This window comes from Nonomuraea sp. NPDC048916, from assembly GCF_040649575.1.
Classification (GTDB): domain Bacteria; phylum Actinomycetota; class Actinomycetes; order Streptosporangiales; family Streptosporangiaceae; genus Nonomuraea.
In genome coordinates this window covers 77,015-93,578 of record NZ_JBEZFS010000014.1, presented here as the reverse complement: position 1 = coordinate 93,578, position 16,564 = coordinate 77,015, and the positions used below count along the sequence as shown (strand labels likewise).

Sequence of the window (16,564 nt, the reverse complement as noted above, 5' to 3'; positions counted from 1 at the left end):
ATGGCCGTCGTTCTCGGCCTCGGCACCTGCCTGGTCGCCGTGCAAGCCCACGCCGAGGTGGACCCGCTTCCACCCGGCGACCGAATCGAGCTCTACCAGCTGGACAGCCCTCCCGGCACCGGGCAGATCCTCCGGGAGAAGGGCTTCGACGTCGTCCAGCAGGAGAACAAGGGCGGCCAGGAGCACGTCGAGCTGACCGCGGTCCAGGCCGACCTCGACGGCCTGCGCAAACTCGGTTACAAGCCCGAACCCGTGCGCAACCCGCAGGGCCAGACCCAGCTGGAGGCCGCGAAGGCTCAGGCCACGGGCGGCTACACGGTCTGGAAGTCCTACTCCGAACCCGGCGGCATCGCCGACCAGCTCAAGGCCATCGCCAACGCCAACAAGGACATCGTCAAGATCCAGTCCATCGGCAAGACGCTGAGGGGCCAGGACATCCTCGCCGTCAAGGTCAGCACGCTGGCCAGGGCGCTCCCCGACGGGCTCAAGCCCGCGACGCTGTACTCGGCGACGCAGCACGCCCGCGAGTGGATCGCCACCGAGGTGGACATGCGGCTGCTGAGGTACGTGGTGGCCAACAAGTCGTCGCTGCGCGACCTGCTCAACAAGACGGAGCTGTGGTTCGTGCCGGTGGCCAACCCCGACGGCTACGACTTCACCTTCACCGAGGGCAACCGCCTGTGGCGCAAGAACCTGCGCGACGTGAACGGCGACGGCCAGATCACCAACGGTGACGGCGTCGACCCCAACCGCAACTTCCCCACGAACTTCCACTACGACGAGGAGGGCTCCTCCTCGATCCCGAGCAGCGAGACCTACCGGGGCACCGGGCCGGCCAGCGAGCCGGAGACCAGGGCCATGGACGGGCTGCTGAAGCGCGTCGGGTTCGAGATGCAGCTCAACTACCACTCCTTCGGCCCGCTGCTGCTCTACCCGATCGGCTTCCAGATCGCCACCGAGACGGCCGACAACCCGATCTACGAGGCGCTGACCGGCAACGACGCCAACCCGGCCGTCCCCGGCTTCGACCCCGACCTCGGCGCCGAGCTCTACACGACCAACGGCGACACCAACGACCAGGCGCACCGGCAGTACGGCACGCTGTCCTGGACACCGGAGCTCAACGAGGGCTGCGACGGCTGCGGGTTCGTCTTCCCCGACGACGAGGCGCTGGTGCAGGCGGAGTTCGAGAAGAACCTCCCGTTCGCCCTCGACGTCGCGAAGTCCGCGGTCAACCCGGTCGAGCCGGTGAGCCACCTGGGCAACAAGACGCCCGACTTCGTGATCGACCCCTTCGAGGTCAGCCACGGCCGCGACCAGGTGGTCCAGGTCAACACCAAGCGCAAGCTGGGCTCCGTCGCGCTCAACTACCAGGTCAACGGCGGCCGTGCCAAGGCGGCCTCGACCAGCGAGTGGAAGGGCGGCGAGCGCTACGGCAAGGGCTACGACCGCTACTACCACTGGATGCGCGGCAAGATCACCGGCACCAAGCCGGGTGACAGCGTCAAGGTCTGGTTCACCGCGGGCGGCAAGAAGAGCGCCGACTTCACCTACAAGGTGGCCGACGACATCGGCGGCAAGGTGCTGGTGCTCGCCGCCGAGGACGTCACCGGCATCAGCCCGGCGCAGGGCGTGACCGAGGCCAAGTACGCCGACGACTACGCCAAGGCGCTCGACGAGGCCGGCTACAGCTCCGACGTCTACGACATGGACAAGATGGGCCGCAAGGCGCCGCACCCGCTCGGCGTGCTCAGCCACTACAAGGCCGTCGTCTGGGAGACCGGCGACGACATCATCCCGCGCAGCGTGGGCCAGGTGCCCGGCACCACCTCCAAGGCCGGCGTCGACACCGAACTGGCCGTGCGCGACTACCTGAACGAGGGCGGCAAGCTGCTGCACGCGGGCAAGTTCCCCTCGTACGCGGCCAACAACAACGGCGCCTACTACTACCAGCCCGACCAGCCGGCGCAGCCGGAGTGCACGACGCCGAACGACCCGCCGTGCATCCCGGTGTTCAACGACTTCCAGCAGTACTACCTGGGCGCCTACGTCTTCTTCGACGACGCGGGCACCGACCACGACACGGGCCAGCCGTTCGCGCTGAAGGGCGTGGGCGGCAGCTTCGACGGATTCGCCGGCACGCTGGAGCCGAGCCACACGAACTCGTTCGTGGCGACCTCGGCGATCCTGCCCGCCGACCAGTTCCCGCTGTTCGCCAGCTCCGCCCCGGTCAAGTGGGTACGGCCGGGCGGCCCGTTCGACCCGCACACCGGATCCTGGGACGTCTACAGCGGCATCGCCGACGTCTCGTGGAAGCGGCTGACCAAGACGATCGACCTCACCGGCAAGACCTCGGGCGACCTGTCGTTCTGGACGTCGTACGACACCGAGGCCGACTGGGACTTCCTGACCGTGGAGGCCCGCACCGCCGGCGGCGACGACTGGACCACGCTGCCCGACGCCAACGGCCACACCACGCAGTCCACGGGCAGCAGCTGCGCGCCGCCGAGCGGCGGCTCGGGCTGGCGCACGATCCACCCGTTCACCCAGCGCTACCAGGGCGCCGACTGCTCGCCCACGGGCACCTCTGGCTCGTGGAACGCGGCCAGCGGCAACTCCGCGGGCTGGCAGCAGTGGAAGATCGACCTGACCCCGTACGCGGGCAAGCAGGTCGAGCTGTCCATCTCGTACATCAGCGACTGGGCCACCCAGGGCGCGGGCGTCTTCCTCGACGACTTCGCGGTCACCCTGGACGGCGTGGCGGCCGAGTCGACGTCGTTCGAGTCCGACCTCGGCGGCTGGGCCGTCGGCAACCCGCCGGAGGGCACCTCGCCCTCGATCAACAACTGGTTCCGCACGGACCAGGTGTTCGAGGAGGGTGGCGGCGTCACCACCAAGGACACCGTCTACCTCGGCTTCGGCGCCGAGAGCCTGACCACGCAGGCCATGCGCACCGACCTCGTCAAGCGGTCGATGCAGCACCTGCTCGGAGATCACCGCTGATCTGACGCGACCCTGAGGGAAACCCGGGAGGGAGGGGCACGGCGCGCCTGCCGTGCCCCTCTTGCGTGCGCGGACAGAACATGGTTCGGTCACCTTGAGGCTGTGCACAAACAAGCAAGCATTCGGTCGCAGGAGGCTCACGACATGCGCCAGCACGACACGCTGTTCATCGGAGGCGAATGGGTGACTCCGGCGGGCACCGGCACCATCGACGTCATCTCCCCGCACACCGAGGAGGTCGTCGGCCGGGTGCCCGACGGCACGGCGGAGGACATGGAGCGCGCGGTCGCCGCGGCCCGCGAGGCCTTCGACCACGGCCCCTGGCCCCGCATGACGTTCGCCGAAAGGGCCGCGGTGATCGGCCGGCTGGCCGCGATCTACGAGTCCAGGCAGTCCGAGATGGCCGCGCTGATCACCGAGGAGATGGGCTCGCCGATCACGTTCTCCAACCTCGCGCAGGCGCCGCAGCCGCTCAGCATGCTGCAGTTCTACGCCGGGTACGGCGCGACCTTCGAGCAGGAGGAGCAGCGGCCCGGCCTGTTCGGACCGGTGACCGTGCGGCGCGAGCCGGTGGGCGTGGTGGCGGCCGTGGTGCCGTGGAACGTCCCGCAGTTCGTCTCGATGACCAAGATCGCGCCTGCCCTGCTCGCCGGGTGCACGATCGTGCTCAAGCCCGCCCCCGAGACCCCGCTCGACTCCTACCTGCTGGCCGAGATGGTGCTGGAGGCCGGGATCCCGGCCGGCGTGCTCAACATCGTGCCCGCCGGCCGCGAAGCCGGCGAGCACCTGGTGTCCCACGCGGGCGTGGACAAGGTGGCCTTCACCGGCTCGACCGCCGCCGGCCGCCGCATCGCCGCGATCTGCGGCGAGCAGCTCAAGCGGGTCAGCCTGGAGCTCGGCGGCAAGTCGGCGGCCATCGTCCTCGACGACGCCGACCTCCCCTCCAGCATGGGCATGCTGGCGATCGCCTCGCTGATGAACAACGGCCAGGCCTGCGTCGCGCAGACCCGCATCCTGGCCTCGCGCAACCGCTACGACGAGGTCGTCGAGGCGGTCGCGAACATGGTGACCTCGCAGCCCGTCGGCGATCCCGGCGACCCGGCCACCGGCATCGGCCCGCTGGTCGCCAAGCGGCAGCAGGAGCGCGTCGAGGGCTACATCAGGGCCGGCATGGACGAGGGCGCCAAGGTCGTCGTCGGCGGCCTCGACCGGCCCTACGACCGCGGCTGGTACGTCGCCCCGACCGTCTTCGCCGGGGTGAGCAACGACATGCGGATCGCCCGGGAGGAGATCTTCGGCCCGGTGCTGGCCGTGATCCCCTACGAGGACGAGGCCGACGCCGTCCGCATCGCCAACGACAGCGACTACGGCCTGGCGGGCACCGTCTGGACGGCCGACACCGACCACGGCATGGACGTGGCCAGGCAGGTGCGCACCGGCACGTACGGGGTCAACTGCTACATGCTGGAGGCCAACACGCCCTTCGGCGGCTACAAGGCCAGCGGCATCGGGCGCGAGCTCGGCCCCGAGGGGCTCAACGGCTACCTGGAGTACAAGACCATCGCCCGCCTGGGCTGACAAGGACGTCGCAGGGCTCCGGCACTCGGTGTGCCGGAGCCCTGCTTCGCGCGAGACGGCACCCAGCGCGCCCCCGCAACGCTAGGTGCGTACCGCTACCGGCAGCGGTCCGCCGGACGCGGACCACTGTGAGCAACCGCCCGGCTACTTGAAGTATGTCCTAGTCCGCCGCCTGTAGCGGTTTCCTTCCCCATGGACTTTCTCCCGGCGGATTCTTTCCATCCGCCCTAGGTAGACGTGTATTACTCAGGAAAGGTTCGAGTCGATCCACTTTCCGATGCGACGGATGAGTTCGGGGGTCGCCGCCGCCTCCGCGTGGCCGTACCCGGTCTCGATCCAGAGTTCCTTGGGTTCGCGTGCCCCCGCGTAGAGCTGGTGCGCGTGCTCCAGCGGGAAGAACGTGTCGGCGTCGCCGTGGACGATCAGCAACGGCGTGGGTGAGACCAGCCCGGCGGCCTCGTGGGGCGGCATCGGGATCGGGTCCCAGGCGCCCCTCGCGATCCTGGTGCGCTTGGCCACCTTGGCCGCCCATCGCCCGACCGGCTGCTCGATGGCCCAGTGGACCTGCCGCATCGGCCTGGTGCCGCGGTAGTGCCACCGGGCGGGACCACTGACCGCCACGACCGCGTCGACGCCGCCCCGCAGCGCCGCGTGGCGCACGGCCACCGCGGCGCCCATCGAGAAACCGACCACCGCGATCCTGGAGTAGCCGATCACCCGCGCGTGACGGACGGCCGCGTCGACGTCGAGGATCTCCAGATCGCCGACCGTGGTCTCGCCACCGGAGCGGCCGTGGCCGCGGAAGTCGAACGCGATCACGCCACCGTGGCCGCTGAGCACGTGGACGATGCCCCGCGCGGCGCGCTCGCGCCACGAGCCCGTGAACCCGTGGGCCACCACGATGCCGAGGCCGGCGCGGGTCGACGGGGTGTGCGCGGCGTCGATCCGGACGCCGTCGTCGGTCCTGAGCATGACCGGGAAGTTGGGCGCGAACGGCATGACCTCAAGCGTATGGTCACCGCGGACCCGGGTCGCGGAACGACGGGCGCAGGACGCTCAGGTCGGCCACGCTCACCACCATCCGCACGTGCGAGCCGTCGGCCGCGTCCAGCGCCCGGGGCAGGTCGGAGATCATCACGCGGGCGTGGCTGGCCAGGATGCGCCGCCGTAGATCGCAGGTGTCGAGCTCGGCGGGAAGCGGCCAGGCGACCCCGCCGGCGGCGATCACCGCGTCGGTCGCCATGAGCAGGAAGGGGCCGACGGGCAGGCAGATGAGCACCGAGTCGCCCAGGCGCACTCCCCTGCGGCGCAGCTGGACGGTCGCCGCCGCCGACCACTCGTCCAACTGCCCCTCGGTGAGCCGGAGACCCGTGCCCGAGTCCACCATGACGATGCGCTCATCCATGCCGACCACGGTAAGGAGGGGCATCTCGGGGGTACATGGGGCGGAATATGCAGTTCGCTATGCAGAAGCCTCAGGGTGCTCGGCGGCCCACACCGCGATCTGGGCGCGTGAGGTGTAGCCGAGCTTCTCCATGATGTTGGCGATGTGCCTGGCCACGGTCGCCGGGCTGATCACGAGCTCCTCGGCGATGGCCCTGTTGGACAGCCCACGGGTGAGCAGCGCGGCGATCTCCCGCTCGCGCGCGGTCAGCACCGACCGGGGGGCGGGCTCGGCGGCCATCGGGCCGGCTGCCCGACCGGCTCGGCGGGACACCCGATCGGGCACCCGGCCGGGGCCGGGGATCGCCGGCCGCTCGCCCGCGAGGACGTGGTGGGCGGCGTCGGCGGGGCTCATGGTCCTGCCCCGCGACCAGAGCGAGGAGGTGCGGCCGTCGCCGAGCTTGGCCCGGGCGCGCGCGAGCAGCTCCTCGATGCGGGCCGTGGTGGAGTGCTGGCGGATCGACTCGCGCAGCGTGGCGGCCGCGGCCGCGGCCAGGACCGCCGCCTCCAGGTCGCCCTCGGCCTCGGCCAGCACCGACAGCCCCACGAGGCAGCGGGCCATGCCTTGGCGCTGCCCGGTGCGCCTGCTCAGTGACAGGCTCGCGGCCAGCCGCTCCCTGGCCGTGCCGAACTCGTGCAGCAGGGCCGCCACCCGGCCGGCGCGCGCCAGGCAGCGGGCCAGGTCGACGCCGCTGCCGAGCTCCTCCAGCCAGGGGACGGCCTGCTCGTAGTGGGTCATGGCCGTCACCAGGTCGCCGCGGGCCTCGGCCACCGCGCCGAGCTGCGTCGCCACCCGGGCCAGCATCCACCGGTGGCCGTGCTCGCGCGCCCGCGCCAGCGCCTCCTCTCCGTGCCGCTGGGCCTCGCGCAACCGGCCGCGCACCAGCGCGACGGCGGACAGCCCGGCCAGCCCCGCCGCCTGGTTCCAGTGGTCGCCGGAGGCCGTGGCCACGGCCAGGCACCGCTCGGCGTGGTGCAGCGCCTCGTCGGCCCGCCCCATGCGCAGCAGCACCATGACCGACAGGCTGTGCGCGACGCACGTCCGGAACAGGTCGTCGCCGAGCGCGGGCAGGCTCTCGGCGGCCAGCTCCAGGGATCGGGCCAGCTCGTCGCGGGCCTCCAGGCCGTAGGCGAGGTAGGCCTTGGCCTGGGCGAGCTGGTGGGCGGGCACCTCGCTCAGGTCGAGAGCGAGCAGCCGCTCCACCCAGCCGACGATCTCCGTCAGGCCGCTCACCGGGAGCAGTCCCGTGCTGCGGAAGCACAGCTGCAACCCCAGCGGCACGTTGCCCGACTCGATCGCCCAGTCGAGCGCCGCCCGCTGGTCGTCGAGCAGGGTGCGGCTCGCGGTCAGGGCAGCCAGCCGCCGTGCCCACGGGACCCGCGGCTCGGTCAGCTCGACCGTGAAGTGGCGCTGCATCAGCTCGCAGAGCACGTCGAGGTGGCGGTCGCGGACGGCCTCGCGCTCACCGGCCTCCGCCAGCCGCTCGGCGGCGAAGCGCTTGATGGTCTCCAGCAGGCGGTAGCGCCTGCGGGATTCGTCACACAGCACCAGGGACTTGTCGACCAGGCCGCCCAGCAGGTCGACGATCTCCGCCTCGGGGATGGGCCGCCCGGCGCACACCTGCTCGGCCAGGTCGAGGTCGAAGGCCCCGGCGAAGACCGAGAGCCTGCGCAGCAGCACCTGCTCCTTGACCGACAGCAGGTCGTGGCTCCACTCGACGGCGGCCAGCAGGGTGCGCTGCCGGGCGGGGGCGGTGCGCTCGCCGGTGGTGAGCAGGGAGAAGCGGTCGTCGATCCGGTCGGCGATCTGCCCGGGGTTGAGCAGGCTGGTGCGGGCGGCGGCGAGCTCCAGCGCGAGCGGCAGCCCGTCGAGGGCCCGGCACAGGCGCACCACGTCGGCCAGGCTCTCGGGGCCCAGCCGGGTGCCGGCGGCGGTCGCCCGGTCGCGGAAGAGCTGCGCCGCCTCGGCGTCGGGCGTGTCGAGATCGGGCAGGTCGAGCGGCGGCACCCGCCAGACCAGCTCGCTGGCGATGCGCAGCGGCTCCCTGCTGGTGGCCAGGACGCTCAGCCACCGGCAGGAGGCGACGAGCTCGGCGCTCACCTCGGCGCACCTGTCGACCACGTGCTCGCAGTTGTCGAGCAGCAGCAGGCAGCGCGTGTCACGCAGCCGGGCGGCCACGGTGTCGAGCAGGGGCCGGGTGTGCTCCTCGGGGACGCCGAGGACCCTGGCGATCTCACGCACCACCAGCTCGGGGCGGTTGATCCTGGCCAGCTCGACCAGCCACACGCCGCCGGAGTAGGAAGGCACCAGCCGGGCGGCGACGCGCAGGGCCAGCCGGGTCTTGCCGATGCCGCCGACTCCGCAGAGCGTGACCACACGGGTGTCACCGAACATGCCGCACAGGTCGTCGAGATCACGCTCGCGTCCGACGAACCGGTTGGGCTCGGCTGGGAGGTTGTGCCGGGGGGAGTCTGGCATGTGGTCACCCTGCGTCGCGGAAGGATCACACTCTTCCACAGTGTCGCACTTTTCACAGGGCCAGGGAGCTGACGACCGCCCTTTCGTCGACGACGCGCAGCGTGGGATCGCCGAGCAGGCGTCTGGCCAGCTCGTACGGGGCGACGACGAGCGTGGCGGCGTGCTCGTGGGCCAGCACCCGGCAGCCGATCAGGCTCGGCTCGTGGGCGATCACGACCTGCGCGCCCGCCATCATGGCCAGATCGAGCACCCGCAGGCCCTTGAAGGCGTCGCTCACCGCCGCGAGCACGACGTCGTCGGGGCCGACCAGCAGCCGCGTGGCCAGCTTGCGCAGGTCTCCGGCCAGCTCGTCGTGGTGGAGGATCCGCTCGCCGTCGACGCTCAGGGCGGGGCCCGCCAGCGGGCCGAACTCGACCGTGCGCTCGCCCATCAGCTCGCCGAACGGCTTGGCCCCGGAGGCCGGCTCCATGGTGAAGACGTGTTGCACGTCGACCGCGTCGGGGTCGTAGCCGCGGTGGGCGATCATCATGCGGGCGGCGCCGGAGGAGCGCAGCACGGCGACGCCGCCGGACCAGGCCACGGAGTGCACCGCGACCGCCAGGCCGGCGCCGAAGGGCAGGTCGACGAGCACGCGGTCGCCGTAGCGGAGACCGTGGCGGCGCAACCCGGCCGCCACGTGCGTGACCCGCCGGGCGAAAGCCGCGTGGGACAGCACCTCGCCGGTCCTGACGTCGGTCACCGCCGGCCGGTCATCCTGCGCCGGGGCCGCGCCCATCACCAGCTCTGTCCAGGTCATGCCGTCAATGTAGGGACCCCAGACCTTCCTGGCATGCACACAATTGTGCAACCCGCTATGTACCTCGTGACCCTCAAAACGGGACAACCGGCCCTACTCTTGATCCATGCGGGACGAGTCCGTCGAGCGCATCCTCGACGCCGCCTTCACGCGGATGCTGGCCGGCGGTCTGCGGCGGCTGACGGTCGACGAGGTCGCCAAGGAGGCGGGCCTGTCGCGGATCACCGTCTATCGCCGCTTCGCGCGTAAGGGCGACCTCGTCCAGGAGGTCATCCTGCGCGAGTTGCGTAGATTTCTGCGCTCGTTCGAGCAGGCCGTGGCGCCCCTGCCGGACATGCCGGAGCGGGTGGTGGAGGGCTTCGCCGTCACCCTGCGACTCGTACGCGGGCATCCGCTGCTGAGCAGGCTGCTCGCCACGGAGCCCGAGACGATCCTGCCGCAGCTCACGCTGGAGGCGGGGCCCTACCTCGCGGTGGCCAGGGAGTATCTGGCCGCCCACCTGGACGCCCCCGACGCGCAGGCCGTCGCCGAGACGTTCATCCGGGTGGCGCTGTCGTTCGTGCTCACACCGGACAGTGTGGTGCCGCTCGCCACCGACGAGCAGGCCCGAGCCTACGCCCGCAGGCACCTTGTCCCGCTCCTGCCATAAGAGGGATCAACTAGACTTGGTTAGTCGCGACATCGCGCGGCCGACCCCACGACAAAAGATCGAGACTCAACATGCCTTTGAACAGCCGCGACGACCTGCGGAACATCGCGATCATCGCGCACGTCGACCATGGTAAGACCACGCTGGTCGACGCCATGCTCTGGCAGTCCGGGGCCTTCCGCGCCAACCAGGATGTCGACGACCGCGTCATGGACTCCAACGACCTGGAGCGCGAGAAGGGCATCACCATTCTCGCCAAGAACACCGCGGTCGACCACGGCGGAATGACCATCAACATCATCGACACCCCCGGCCACGCCGACTTCGGCGGCGAGGTCGAGCGCGGCCTGTCGATGGTCGACGGCGTCGTGCTGCTGGTCGACGCCTCCGAGGGGCCGCTGCCGCAGACGCGTTTCGTGCTGCGCAAGGCGCTGAGCGCGAAGATGCCGGTCATCCTGTGCATCAACAAGGTCGACCGGCCCGACGCCCGCATCAAAGAGGTCGTCGACGAGGTCTACGAGCTGTTCATGGACCTCGACGCGACGGCCGAGCAGATCGACTTCCCGATCGTCTACGCCTCGGGCAAGGCCGGCCGGGCCTCGCTCAACCGCCCCGACGACGGCACCATGCCCGACTCCGAGGACCTCGAGCCGCTGTTCGAGATCATCAAGTCGACGATCCCGGCCCCCACCTACGACCCCAGCGCGCCGCTGCAGGCCCATGTCACCAACCTCGACGCCTCCTCCTACCTCGGCCGCATCGCGCTCTGCCGGATCCACCAGGGCGTGCTGCGCAAGGGGCAGCAGGTGGCCTGGTGCCGCACCGACGGCTCGGTGCAGAAGGTGAAGATCACCGAGCTGCTGATGACCGAGGCGCTGGAGCGCAAGCCCGCCGAGGAGGCCGGGCCGGGCGACATCATCGCCATCGCCGGCATCCCCGACATCATGATCGGCGAGACGCTGGCCGACCCCGAAGACCCTCGCCCGCTGCCGCTGATCACCGTCGACGAGCCGGCCATCTCGATGACCATCGGCACCAACACCTCGCCGCTGGTCGGCAGGGCCAAAGGCACCAAGGTCACCGCCCGCATGGTCAAAGACCGCCTGGAGAGGGAGCTCGTCGGCAACGTCTCGCTGCGCGTGCTGCCCACCGAGCGCCCCGACACCTGGGAGGTGCAGGGCCGCGGCGAGCTGGCGCTGGCCATCCTGGTCGAGCAGATGCGCCGCGAGGGCTACGAGCTGACCGTCGGCAAGCCGCAGGTGGTCACCAAGATCGTCGACGGCAAGGTGCACGAGCCGGTCGAGCGGCTCACGGTCGACTGCCCCGAGGAATACCTGGGTGCGGTCACGCAGCTGCTGGCCGTCCGCAAAGGCCGCATGGAGCACATGACCAACCACGGCACCGGCTGGATCCGGATGGAGTTCGTGGTGCCCGCGCGCGGCCTGATCGGGTTCCGCACCGAGTTCCTCACCGAGACGCGCGGCACCGGGCTGGTCCACCACGTGTTCGACTCCTACGAGCCGTGGTTCGGCGAGCTGCGCACCCGCAACAACGGCTCGCTGGTGGCCGACCGCTCGGGGCCGGTGACCGCCTTCGCCATGCTCAACCTGCAGGAGCGCGGCACCCTGTTCGTCTCGCCGACCACCGAGGTCTACGAAGGCATGATCATCGGCGAAAACTCGCGGTCCGACGACATGGACGTCAACATCACCAAGGAGAAGAAGCTCACCAACATGCGCTCCTCCACCTCCGAGGAGACCGAGAAGGTGATCCCGCCGCGCGTCCTGTCGCTGGAGCAGGCGCTGGAGTTCATCCGCGAGGACGAATGCGTGGAGATCACCCCCGAGGCCGTACGCATCCGCAAGGTCGAGCTCAACGCCGCCACCCGTGGCCGCAGCGTGGCCCGGGCCAAGCGCGCCTGACGCCTTCCCGCACGGCCGGCCATCCGCGATGACACCGTGACCCGCATCCTCAAGGGCGGCGACCCGGTCAGCTCCGCCCCGAGGTGAGAACCAGGTAGCCGTCCCGCTCGAACGTCACCCGGTAGCCGTTCGCGATCAGGGTGCGCACCCGTTCGCGCTGCTCGGCCAGGTTCTCGAAGGGGAACGTCCGGCGCCCCACCTCGGCCACCACCCATGGCGCCCAGCGGGGAGTGCGGTCCCAGAGCAGCACGGTGCTCCTGCCGGACAGGGCGGGGGCCAGGTTGTTGGCCGCCTCGACCAGCACGCCGTCGGGCACCACGGCGACCGCGGCGGCGGCGGCCCGCTCACGCCCGTCCCGCCGGTAGGAGTCGGGGTCGGCGAGGGCGGCCAGGGAGAAGAAGGGCACCGTGGCGACCGCGAACACCAGCACACCCGCCGCCCACGTCCGGGTCAGCCAGGGCGCCTTCGCCCGGGCCCGCCGGACGCAGTCCACCCCTGCGGCGAAGACGACCACCACGACGAAGGCGTTGTAGTGGTATTCGGGCAGCCACCAGTTGGGGAACGAGCTGGCCAGCATCCGCTCGGCGAGCAGCGGCACCGCCATCACGAACAACGGTGAGCCGAGCGCGGCCAGCAGGGTGAGGCCGAGCAGCAGGGCCAGCGTGACGAGCTTGACGGGAGGGGTGCCGAGCTGGGCGATCACCGTGAGGGGATCGGTCAGCGCGGTGCGGGCGGCGGCCGGCAGGTCGGGCCCCAGCGCGCCGTACGCCCAGTAGTAGTCGGACCTTCCGCCGAACAGCGGGATCAGCACCTGGGACGCCAGCCAGCTGAACCCGAGCCCGCCGGCCACGAACGCGCCGCCCGTCGCCCGCCCGCCTCGCTGGGTGAGCAGGAACAACCCGAACCCCGCGACGAGCAGGCCCATGTCCTCCTTGACGCAGAGCAGCGCGAGGGCGGCGAGCACGACGTGCCCGCGCCGGCCGGCCTGCCATCGTTCGAGGAGGACGGCGGTGAGCAGCGGCGCGAAGGCGGCCTCGTGGAAGTCGAAGGCGACGGTCTCGGCCACCGGCCACGACAGGGTGTAGGCGACCGCGACCACGTGCGCCACGCCGGGGCTGCCCAGCGCGCGCCTGGTGAAGACCCACAGCGGCACCGCCGCCGCGGCCATCAGCACCGCCTGGGCCACGAGCAGGGTCTGGGGGCCGTCGAAGATCCAGTAGAGCGGGGCGAGCAGGGCGAGGATCGGCGACCAGTGATCGCCCAGGATGGCGAAGCCGGGGCCGAAGTCGTTGTGGACGCCCTTGACGATGGCGACCGGGAGCTCGAAGCGGGAGTAGGAGCGGACGGCCTGGTCGAAGATGACCAGGTCGTAGGCGCCGGCCCGGAATCCGGCGAACCGGGTCAGCGACAGGACGGAGTAGGCCAGGGCCGCCACGCCCGTGATCGCCCCCAGGATGATCCGGTGGCGCTCGTGCCCGGCTCGGGCGCCGCTCTCACGCTGCCGGATGCGGGTGTCGCCGCTGCTGGCCGTCACCGGTGCGCCTCAGCGCCGCGGCAGTTCGCTGGCGCGCACGTGGGCGCCGAGCCACTCCACCAGCGGCCCGAAGGCCCGCCAGGTCTCGCGGACCCGGTCGGCCACCTCGGCCGTGTGGATCCACGGCTCGGGCGCGAAGCGGCACCCGGCGTGGAGGGATCTGTGGCGCAGCAGGTCGATGCGCGGATGGTCGTCGGCGAATCCGCGCGGTTTCGTCTTGAGACGGTCGCCCTCCAGGGTGTAGCCCGCCGCCTGGAGCCGGGCGGCCAGGGCGGCCAGCGGCTTGCCCGTGACGTCGTCGTCCACCGCCGCGCGGTAGCGGGCCACCTGGTCGGAGGCCTGGGTGTAGCAGCCGCCCGCGGTGTAGAGGCCGTCGGCGGAGATCTGGACGTAGAGCCCTATGCCGGGCACCAGATCGACGAACGCCCCCTGGTGGGTCTTGTAGGGCGACTTGTCCTTGGCGTAGCGGACGTCGCGGTAGGGGCGGAACAGCTGGGCCTCGCCGAACTCACCGGCCAGCCCCTCGGTGAGGGCCAGCATGGGCGCACGCACCGCGTCGTCGTAGAGGTGCCGGTGCCGGGTGAAGTACGTCTTGGAGTTGTCCGCCTCGAGACCCTCGTAGAAGACGAACGCCTCGTCGGGAAAGCCGGTGAAAGCCATGCCGTAAAGCGTGCCACGGCTCACTCGCGCTTCATCCACCGCGTGGTGTACTGCCTGCCGGGCACCGGCGTTCCGCCGTACAGCTCCGAGACGGTGACGAACCTGTAGCCCTTCTTGGCGAGCGTGTCGAGCACCTCGGGCACGGCCTCGACGGTCGTGCGGTGGATGTCGTGCATGAGCACGATCTCTCCCGGCTTGGCCAGGCCCGCCCGCCTGGCCACCACCGAGGAGGCGCGGTCACGCCAGTCGAGCGTGTCGAGGCTCCACAGGATCTGCGCCAGCCCCTCCCGGCGGGTCTCGGCGGCCACTCTGTCGTCCGTGGCCCCGTACGGCGGCCGCATCATCTGCATCCGCACCCCCGTCAGCCTCCGGATGAGGTCGCCGGTCTGCGTGAGCTCGGTCCTGATCTGTTCGTCCGTCAGGGCCGTCAGCGGCGGATGGCTCCAGGAGTGGTTGCCGATCTCGTGCCCTTCGTCCACGATGCGGCGCGCGAGGTTGTGCGGGTCGGCCGCCACCATCTGCCCCAGCACGAAGAAGGTGGCCTTGGCGTGCCGGCTGCGCAGCAGGTCGAGCAGCTTGGCGGTGTAGTCGCCGGGCCCGTCGTCGAAGGTGAGCGCGACGCATTTCTCGCGCCGGCAGTTGACCGGGCGGGTGGCGGGCCAGTCGGGTTGCATCGCGGCCAGGCGCTTGGCCAGGATCCGGGGGTCGACGACGGTCGGCGGGCGGGCCATCTGGGGTCGCGTCGCGGGCCGTGTGCTACAGGCCGTGCCCACCATCGCCACCAGCGCCAGAGCCAGACCCCACACGCGCACGCTTCCCCCCGAAGGCACAGGTGGGGGCTATGGATAGTCCTGTGCCGGGTCCCCCCGCAACTCCTTGGCCAGGTCCTCCCACCATGGTGGGATATCGACCTGCAGAGCGGTTAAGCGACGCGCCACTCTTATGGCACATCCGACCGGATCCGTACCCAGATGCCGACGTTTCACCGCGCCTTCGTGCCAGTGATAGAACCCGTCGTGGTAACGCACGACCAGGCCGATCCACACGCAGAGAGTGGCGTCGTCGCCCACTTCGTACGCGTCTGTGACACCGAGACCTCGGAGCTCGGCCATGAGCTTCTCGGTCGCCGCGCGGCCTTCGGTCACGCGTCACCCCCTGTCGGCGATACGACGCACTCACCGGGATGTACCCGCCCACGCGGGGCAGCCGTCAAGGACATGGAGCAATCTTGACTTCCTCCCACGCTTGAAGGCGGGGGATTCCAACCCTCGCAGGCCGGACCTTCCTGCTTCACAGGTGAGAGCCGTCCCGGTCAAGGCGAGGGGCGGAGAGCCGCCCGACGGTGTTACGTGACCTCCACAGGCTTCACATCCCGCCAGACGTCATTGGTCAGGTGCTTCTCGCGGCTCGGCCACGACCATGATGAGGCGGAGTTCGTCCGGCCCCTCGTTGGCGTAGCCCGCACCCCGCCCTGGTCGAAGGTGACCACGTCGGCCTGCTCCACGATCCTGACCACCGGCACGTCGGCGACCTCGACCAGCCGGGCCACGGTCACGCCGAGGGCGGAGGCGATCCGGGTGAGGGTGGAGACGCTGGGGTTGGTCCTGGCCTGTTCGACCTGGACCAGCATGCCCCTGCTCACCCCCGACCGCGCGGCCAGGGCGTCGAGGGTGAGCCCGCGGTGCGAGCGCTGCGCCCTGACGTTGTTGGCGATGGCCTGGGTGATCGTCTCCGGGGTACACCCGCGGGCGCCTCGGCGACTAGGCCGCGCTCTGGGCCGGCACGCGCACGGTGCCCTCGGCGCGGGCGTACGGCTCCAGCATGTCGCGCAGTTGGCGGCGGCCGCGGTGCAGCCGGGACATGACGGTCCCGATGGGGGTGCCCATGCGCTCGGCGATCTCCTTGTAGGCGAAGCCCTCGACGTCGGCCAGGTAGACGGCCACGCGGAAGTCCTCGGGCAGCGCCCGCAGCGCGTTCATCACGATGTTGTCGGGCAGCCGGTCGAGCGCCTCGGTCTCGGCGGACCTGAGCCCGGTCGAGCTGTGCGACTCGGCGGCGTGCAGCTGCCAGTCCTCGATGTCCTCGGCGGCGGAGAGCTTCGGCGACCGCTGCTTCTTGCGGTAGTCGTTGATGAAGTTGTTGGTGAGGATCCGGTGCAGCCACGCCTTGAGGTTGGTGCCCTCGCGGAACTGGTGGTAGGAGGTGTATGCCTTGGCCACCGTCTCCTGGACCAGGTCCTCGGCGTCGGCGGCGTTGCGGGTCAGGCGCATGGCGGAGGCGAACAGCTGCGACGTCACAGGCACGACGTCGCGCTCGAACCAGTCCTGACGCTGCTCATCGGTCATAGTGATCAATTCATTCCCCCTTGCACTGTCCCCCGTCTCGGCGCAGGCAGCGGAACCATGGTGGCAGAACCCCCGTAAGGGCCGCGTTAACGGTTGCGCCTGGTCAGAGAGGTAAAAGAGTCCTATTGCTCGCGGCATGCGTCATCACGTCCACG

14 protein-coding genes are annotated in these 16,564 nt (G+C 70.7%); 4 read left to right on the top strand and 10 right to left on the bottom strand.

Features of this window, described 5'->3' with window-relative positions; translation table 11 throughout:
* A complete protein-coding gene (locus tag AB0C16_RS17500; protein WP_357683927.1) occupies positions 1 to 3,003 on the top strand; it encodes a M14 family zinc carboxypeptidase in 3,003 nt (1,000 codons plus the stop codon).
* 144 nt (positions 3,004 to 3,147) lie between these two features.
* A complete protein-coding gene (locus AB0C16_RS17495; protein WP_357683924.1) occupies positions 3,148 to 4,581 on the top strand; it encodes an aldehyde dehydrogenase in 1,434 nt (477 codons plus the stop codon).
* A 246-nt stretch (positions 4,582 to 4,827) separates the two neighbouring features.
* On the opposite strand, the gene AB0C16_RS17490 is transcribed toward AB0C16_RS17495, so the two are convergent.
* From AB0C16_RS17490 to AB0C16_RS17475, 4 genes are read right to left on the bottom strand one after another with little or no spacing between them, the layout of a single operon-like run.
* Positions 4,828 to 5,580, bottom strand: coding sequence for an alpha/beta fold hydrolase (locus tag AB0C16_RS17490; RefSeq protein WP_357683922.1), 753 nt, complete (start codon positions 5,578 to 5,580; stop codon positions 4,828 to 4,830).
* 16 nt (positions 5,581 to 5,596) lie between these two features.
* Positions 5,597 to 5,986 (bottom strand): AMP-binding protein, encoded by a 390-nt coding sequence (locus AB0C16_RS17485; protein WP_357683919.1) that lies wholly within the window; start codon positions 5,984 to 5,986, stop codon positions 5,597 to 5,599.
* Between the two features lie 57 nt (positions 5,987 to 6,043).
* Entirely contained in the window at positions 6,044 to 8,503 is a 2,460-nt protein-coding gene (locus AB0C16_RS17480) for a LuxR C-terminal-related transcriptional regulator (protein ID WP_357683916.1), read from the bottom strand.
* 52 nt (positions 8,504 to 8,555) lie between these two features.
* Positions 8,556 to 9,299: an AMP-binding protein gene (locus tag AB0C16_RS17475; protein ID WP_357683914.1), complete on the bottom strand. Its 744-nt coding sequence runs from the start codon at positions 9,297 to 9,299 to the stop codon at positions 8,556 to 8,558.
* Positions 9,300 to 9,405: 106 nt separating this feature from the next.
* Between AB0C16_RS17475 and AB0C16_RS17470 the strand changes: the two genes are divergently transcribed.
* Together AB0C16_RS17470 and typA are read left to right on the top strand one after the other, a co-directional pair.
* Positions 9,406 to 9,948, top strand: a complete 543-nt coding sequence (locus AB0C16_RS17470) for a TetR/AcrR family transcriptional regulator (protein WP_357683911.1) — start codon at positions 9,406 to 9,408, stop codon at positions 9,946 to 9,948.
* 71 nt (positions 9,949 to 10,019) lie between these two features.
* Positions 10,020 to 11,870: a translational GTPase TypA gene (gene typA / locus AB0C16_RS17465; protein WP_357683908.1), complete on the top strand. Its 1,851-nt coding sequence runs from the start codon at positions 10,020 to 10,022 to the stop codon at positions 11,868 to 11,870.
* 67 nt (positions 11,871 to 11,937) lie between these two features.
* Here typA and AB0C16_RS17460 read toward each other — a convergent pair whose 3' ends face one another.
* The 6 genes from AB0C16_RS17460 to AB0C16_RS17435 form a co-directional block, all read right to left on the bottom strand.
* On the bottom strand, positions 11,938 to 13,404 hold the full coding sequence (locus AB0C16_RS17460) for a DUF2079 domain-containing protein (protein ID WP_357683905.1): 1,467 nt from the start codon (positions 13,402 to 13,404) through the stop codon (positions 11,938 to 11,940).
* A gap of 9 nt (positions 13,405 to 13,413) precedes the next feature.
* Positions 13,414 to 14,064: a DUF2461 domain-containing protein gene (locus AB0C16_RS17455; protein WP_357683902.1), complete on the bottom strand. Its 651-nt coding sequence runs from the start codon at positions 14,062 to 14,064 to the stop codon at positions 13,414 to 13,416.
* Between the two features lie 20 nt (positions 14,065 to 14,084).
* Positions 14,085 to 14,876, bottom strand: a complete 792-nt coding sequence (locus tag AB0C16_RS17450) for a polysaccharide deacetylase family protein (RefSeq protein ID WP_357683899.1) — start codon at positions 14,874 to 14,876, stop codon at positions 14,085 to 14,087.
* A 27-nt stretch (positions 14,877 to 14,903) separates the two neighbouring features.
* Positions 14,904 to 15,209 carry a hypothetical protein gene (locus AB0C16_RS17445; protein WP_357683896.1) on the bottom strand — a complete coding sequence of 102 codons (306 nt, stop codon included), beginning with the start codon at positions 15,207 to 15,209 and terminating at the stop codon, positions 14,904 to 14,906.
* A 200-nt stretch (positions 15,210 to 15,409) separates the two neighbouring features.
* Complete coding sequence (locus AB0C16_RS17440) at positions 15,410 to 15,706, bottom strand: helix-turn-helix transcriptional regulator (RefSeq protein WP_357683893.1); 297 nt, start codon at positions 15,704 to 15,706, stop codon at positions 15,410 to 15,412.
* A gap of 118 nt (positions 15,707 to 15,824) precedes the next feature.
* Positions 15,825 to 16,409: a sigma-70 family RNA polymerase sigma factor gene (locus AB0C16_RS17435; RefSeq protein WP_357683890.1), complete on the bottom strand. Its 585-nt coding sequence runs from the start codon at positions 16,407 to 16,409 to the stop codon at positions 15,825 to 15,827.
* Between the last annotated feature and the right edge of the window lie 155 nt (positions 16,410 to 16,564).

Excerpts from the sequence above, each read along its gene's own strand:
- AB0C16_RS17500 (WP_357683927.1), top strand. The coding sequence starts at position 1 with ATGGCCGTCGTTCTCGGCCTCGGCACCTGCCTGGTCGCCGTGCAAGCC.
- AB0C16_RS17495 (WP_357683924.1), top strand. The coding sequence starts at position 3,148 with ATGCGCCAGCACGACACGCTGTTCATCGGAGGCGAATGGGTGACTCCG.
- AB0C16_RS17490 (WP_357683922.1), bottom strand. The coding sequence starts at position 5,580 with ATGCCGTTCGCGCCCAACTTCCCGGTCATGCTCAGGACCGACGACGGC.
- AB0C16_RS17485 (WP_357683919.1), bottom strand. The coding sequence starts at position 5,986 with ATGGATGAGCGCATCGTCATGGTGGACTCGGGCACGGGTCTCCGGCTC.
- AB0C16_RS17480 (WP_357683916.1), bottom strand. The coding sequence starts at position 8,503 with ATGCCAGACTCCCCCCGGCACAACCTCCCAGCCGAGCCCAACCGGTTC.
- AB0C16_RS17475 (WP_357683914.1), bottom strand. The coding sequence starts at position 9,299 with ATGACCTGGACAGAGCTGGTGATGGGCGCGGCCCCGGCGCAGGATGAC.
- AB0C16_RS17470 (WP_357683911.1), top strand. The coding sequence starts at position 9,406 with ATGCGGGACGAGTCCGTCGAGCGCATCCTCGACGCCGCCTTCACGCGG.
- typA (WP_357683908.1), top strand. The coding sequence starts at position 10,020 with ATGCCTTTGAACAGCCGCGACGACCTGCGGAACATCGCGATCATCGCG.
- AB0C16_RS17455 (WP_357683902.1), bottom strand. The coding sequence starts at position 14,064 with ATGGCTTTCACCGGCTTTCCCGACGAGGCGTTCGTCTTCTACGAGGGT.
- AB0C16_RS17435 (WP_357683890.1), bottom strand. The coding sequence starts at position 16,409 with ATGACCGATGAGCAGCGTCAGGACTGGTTCGAGCGCGACGTCGTGCCT.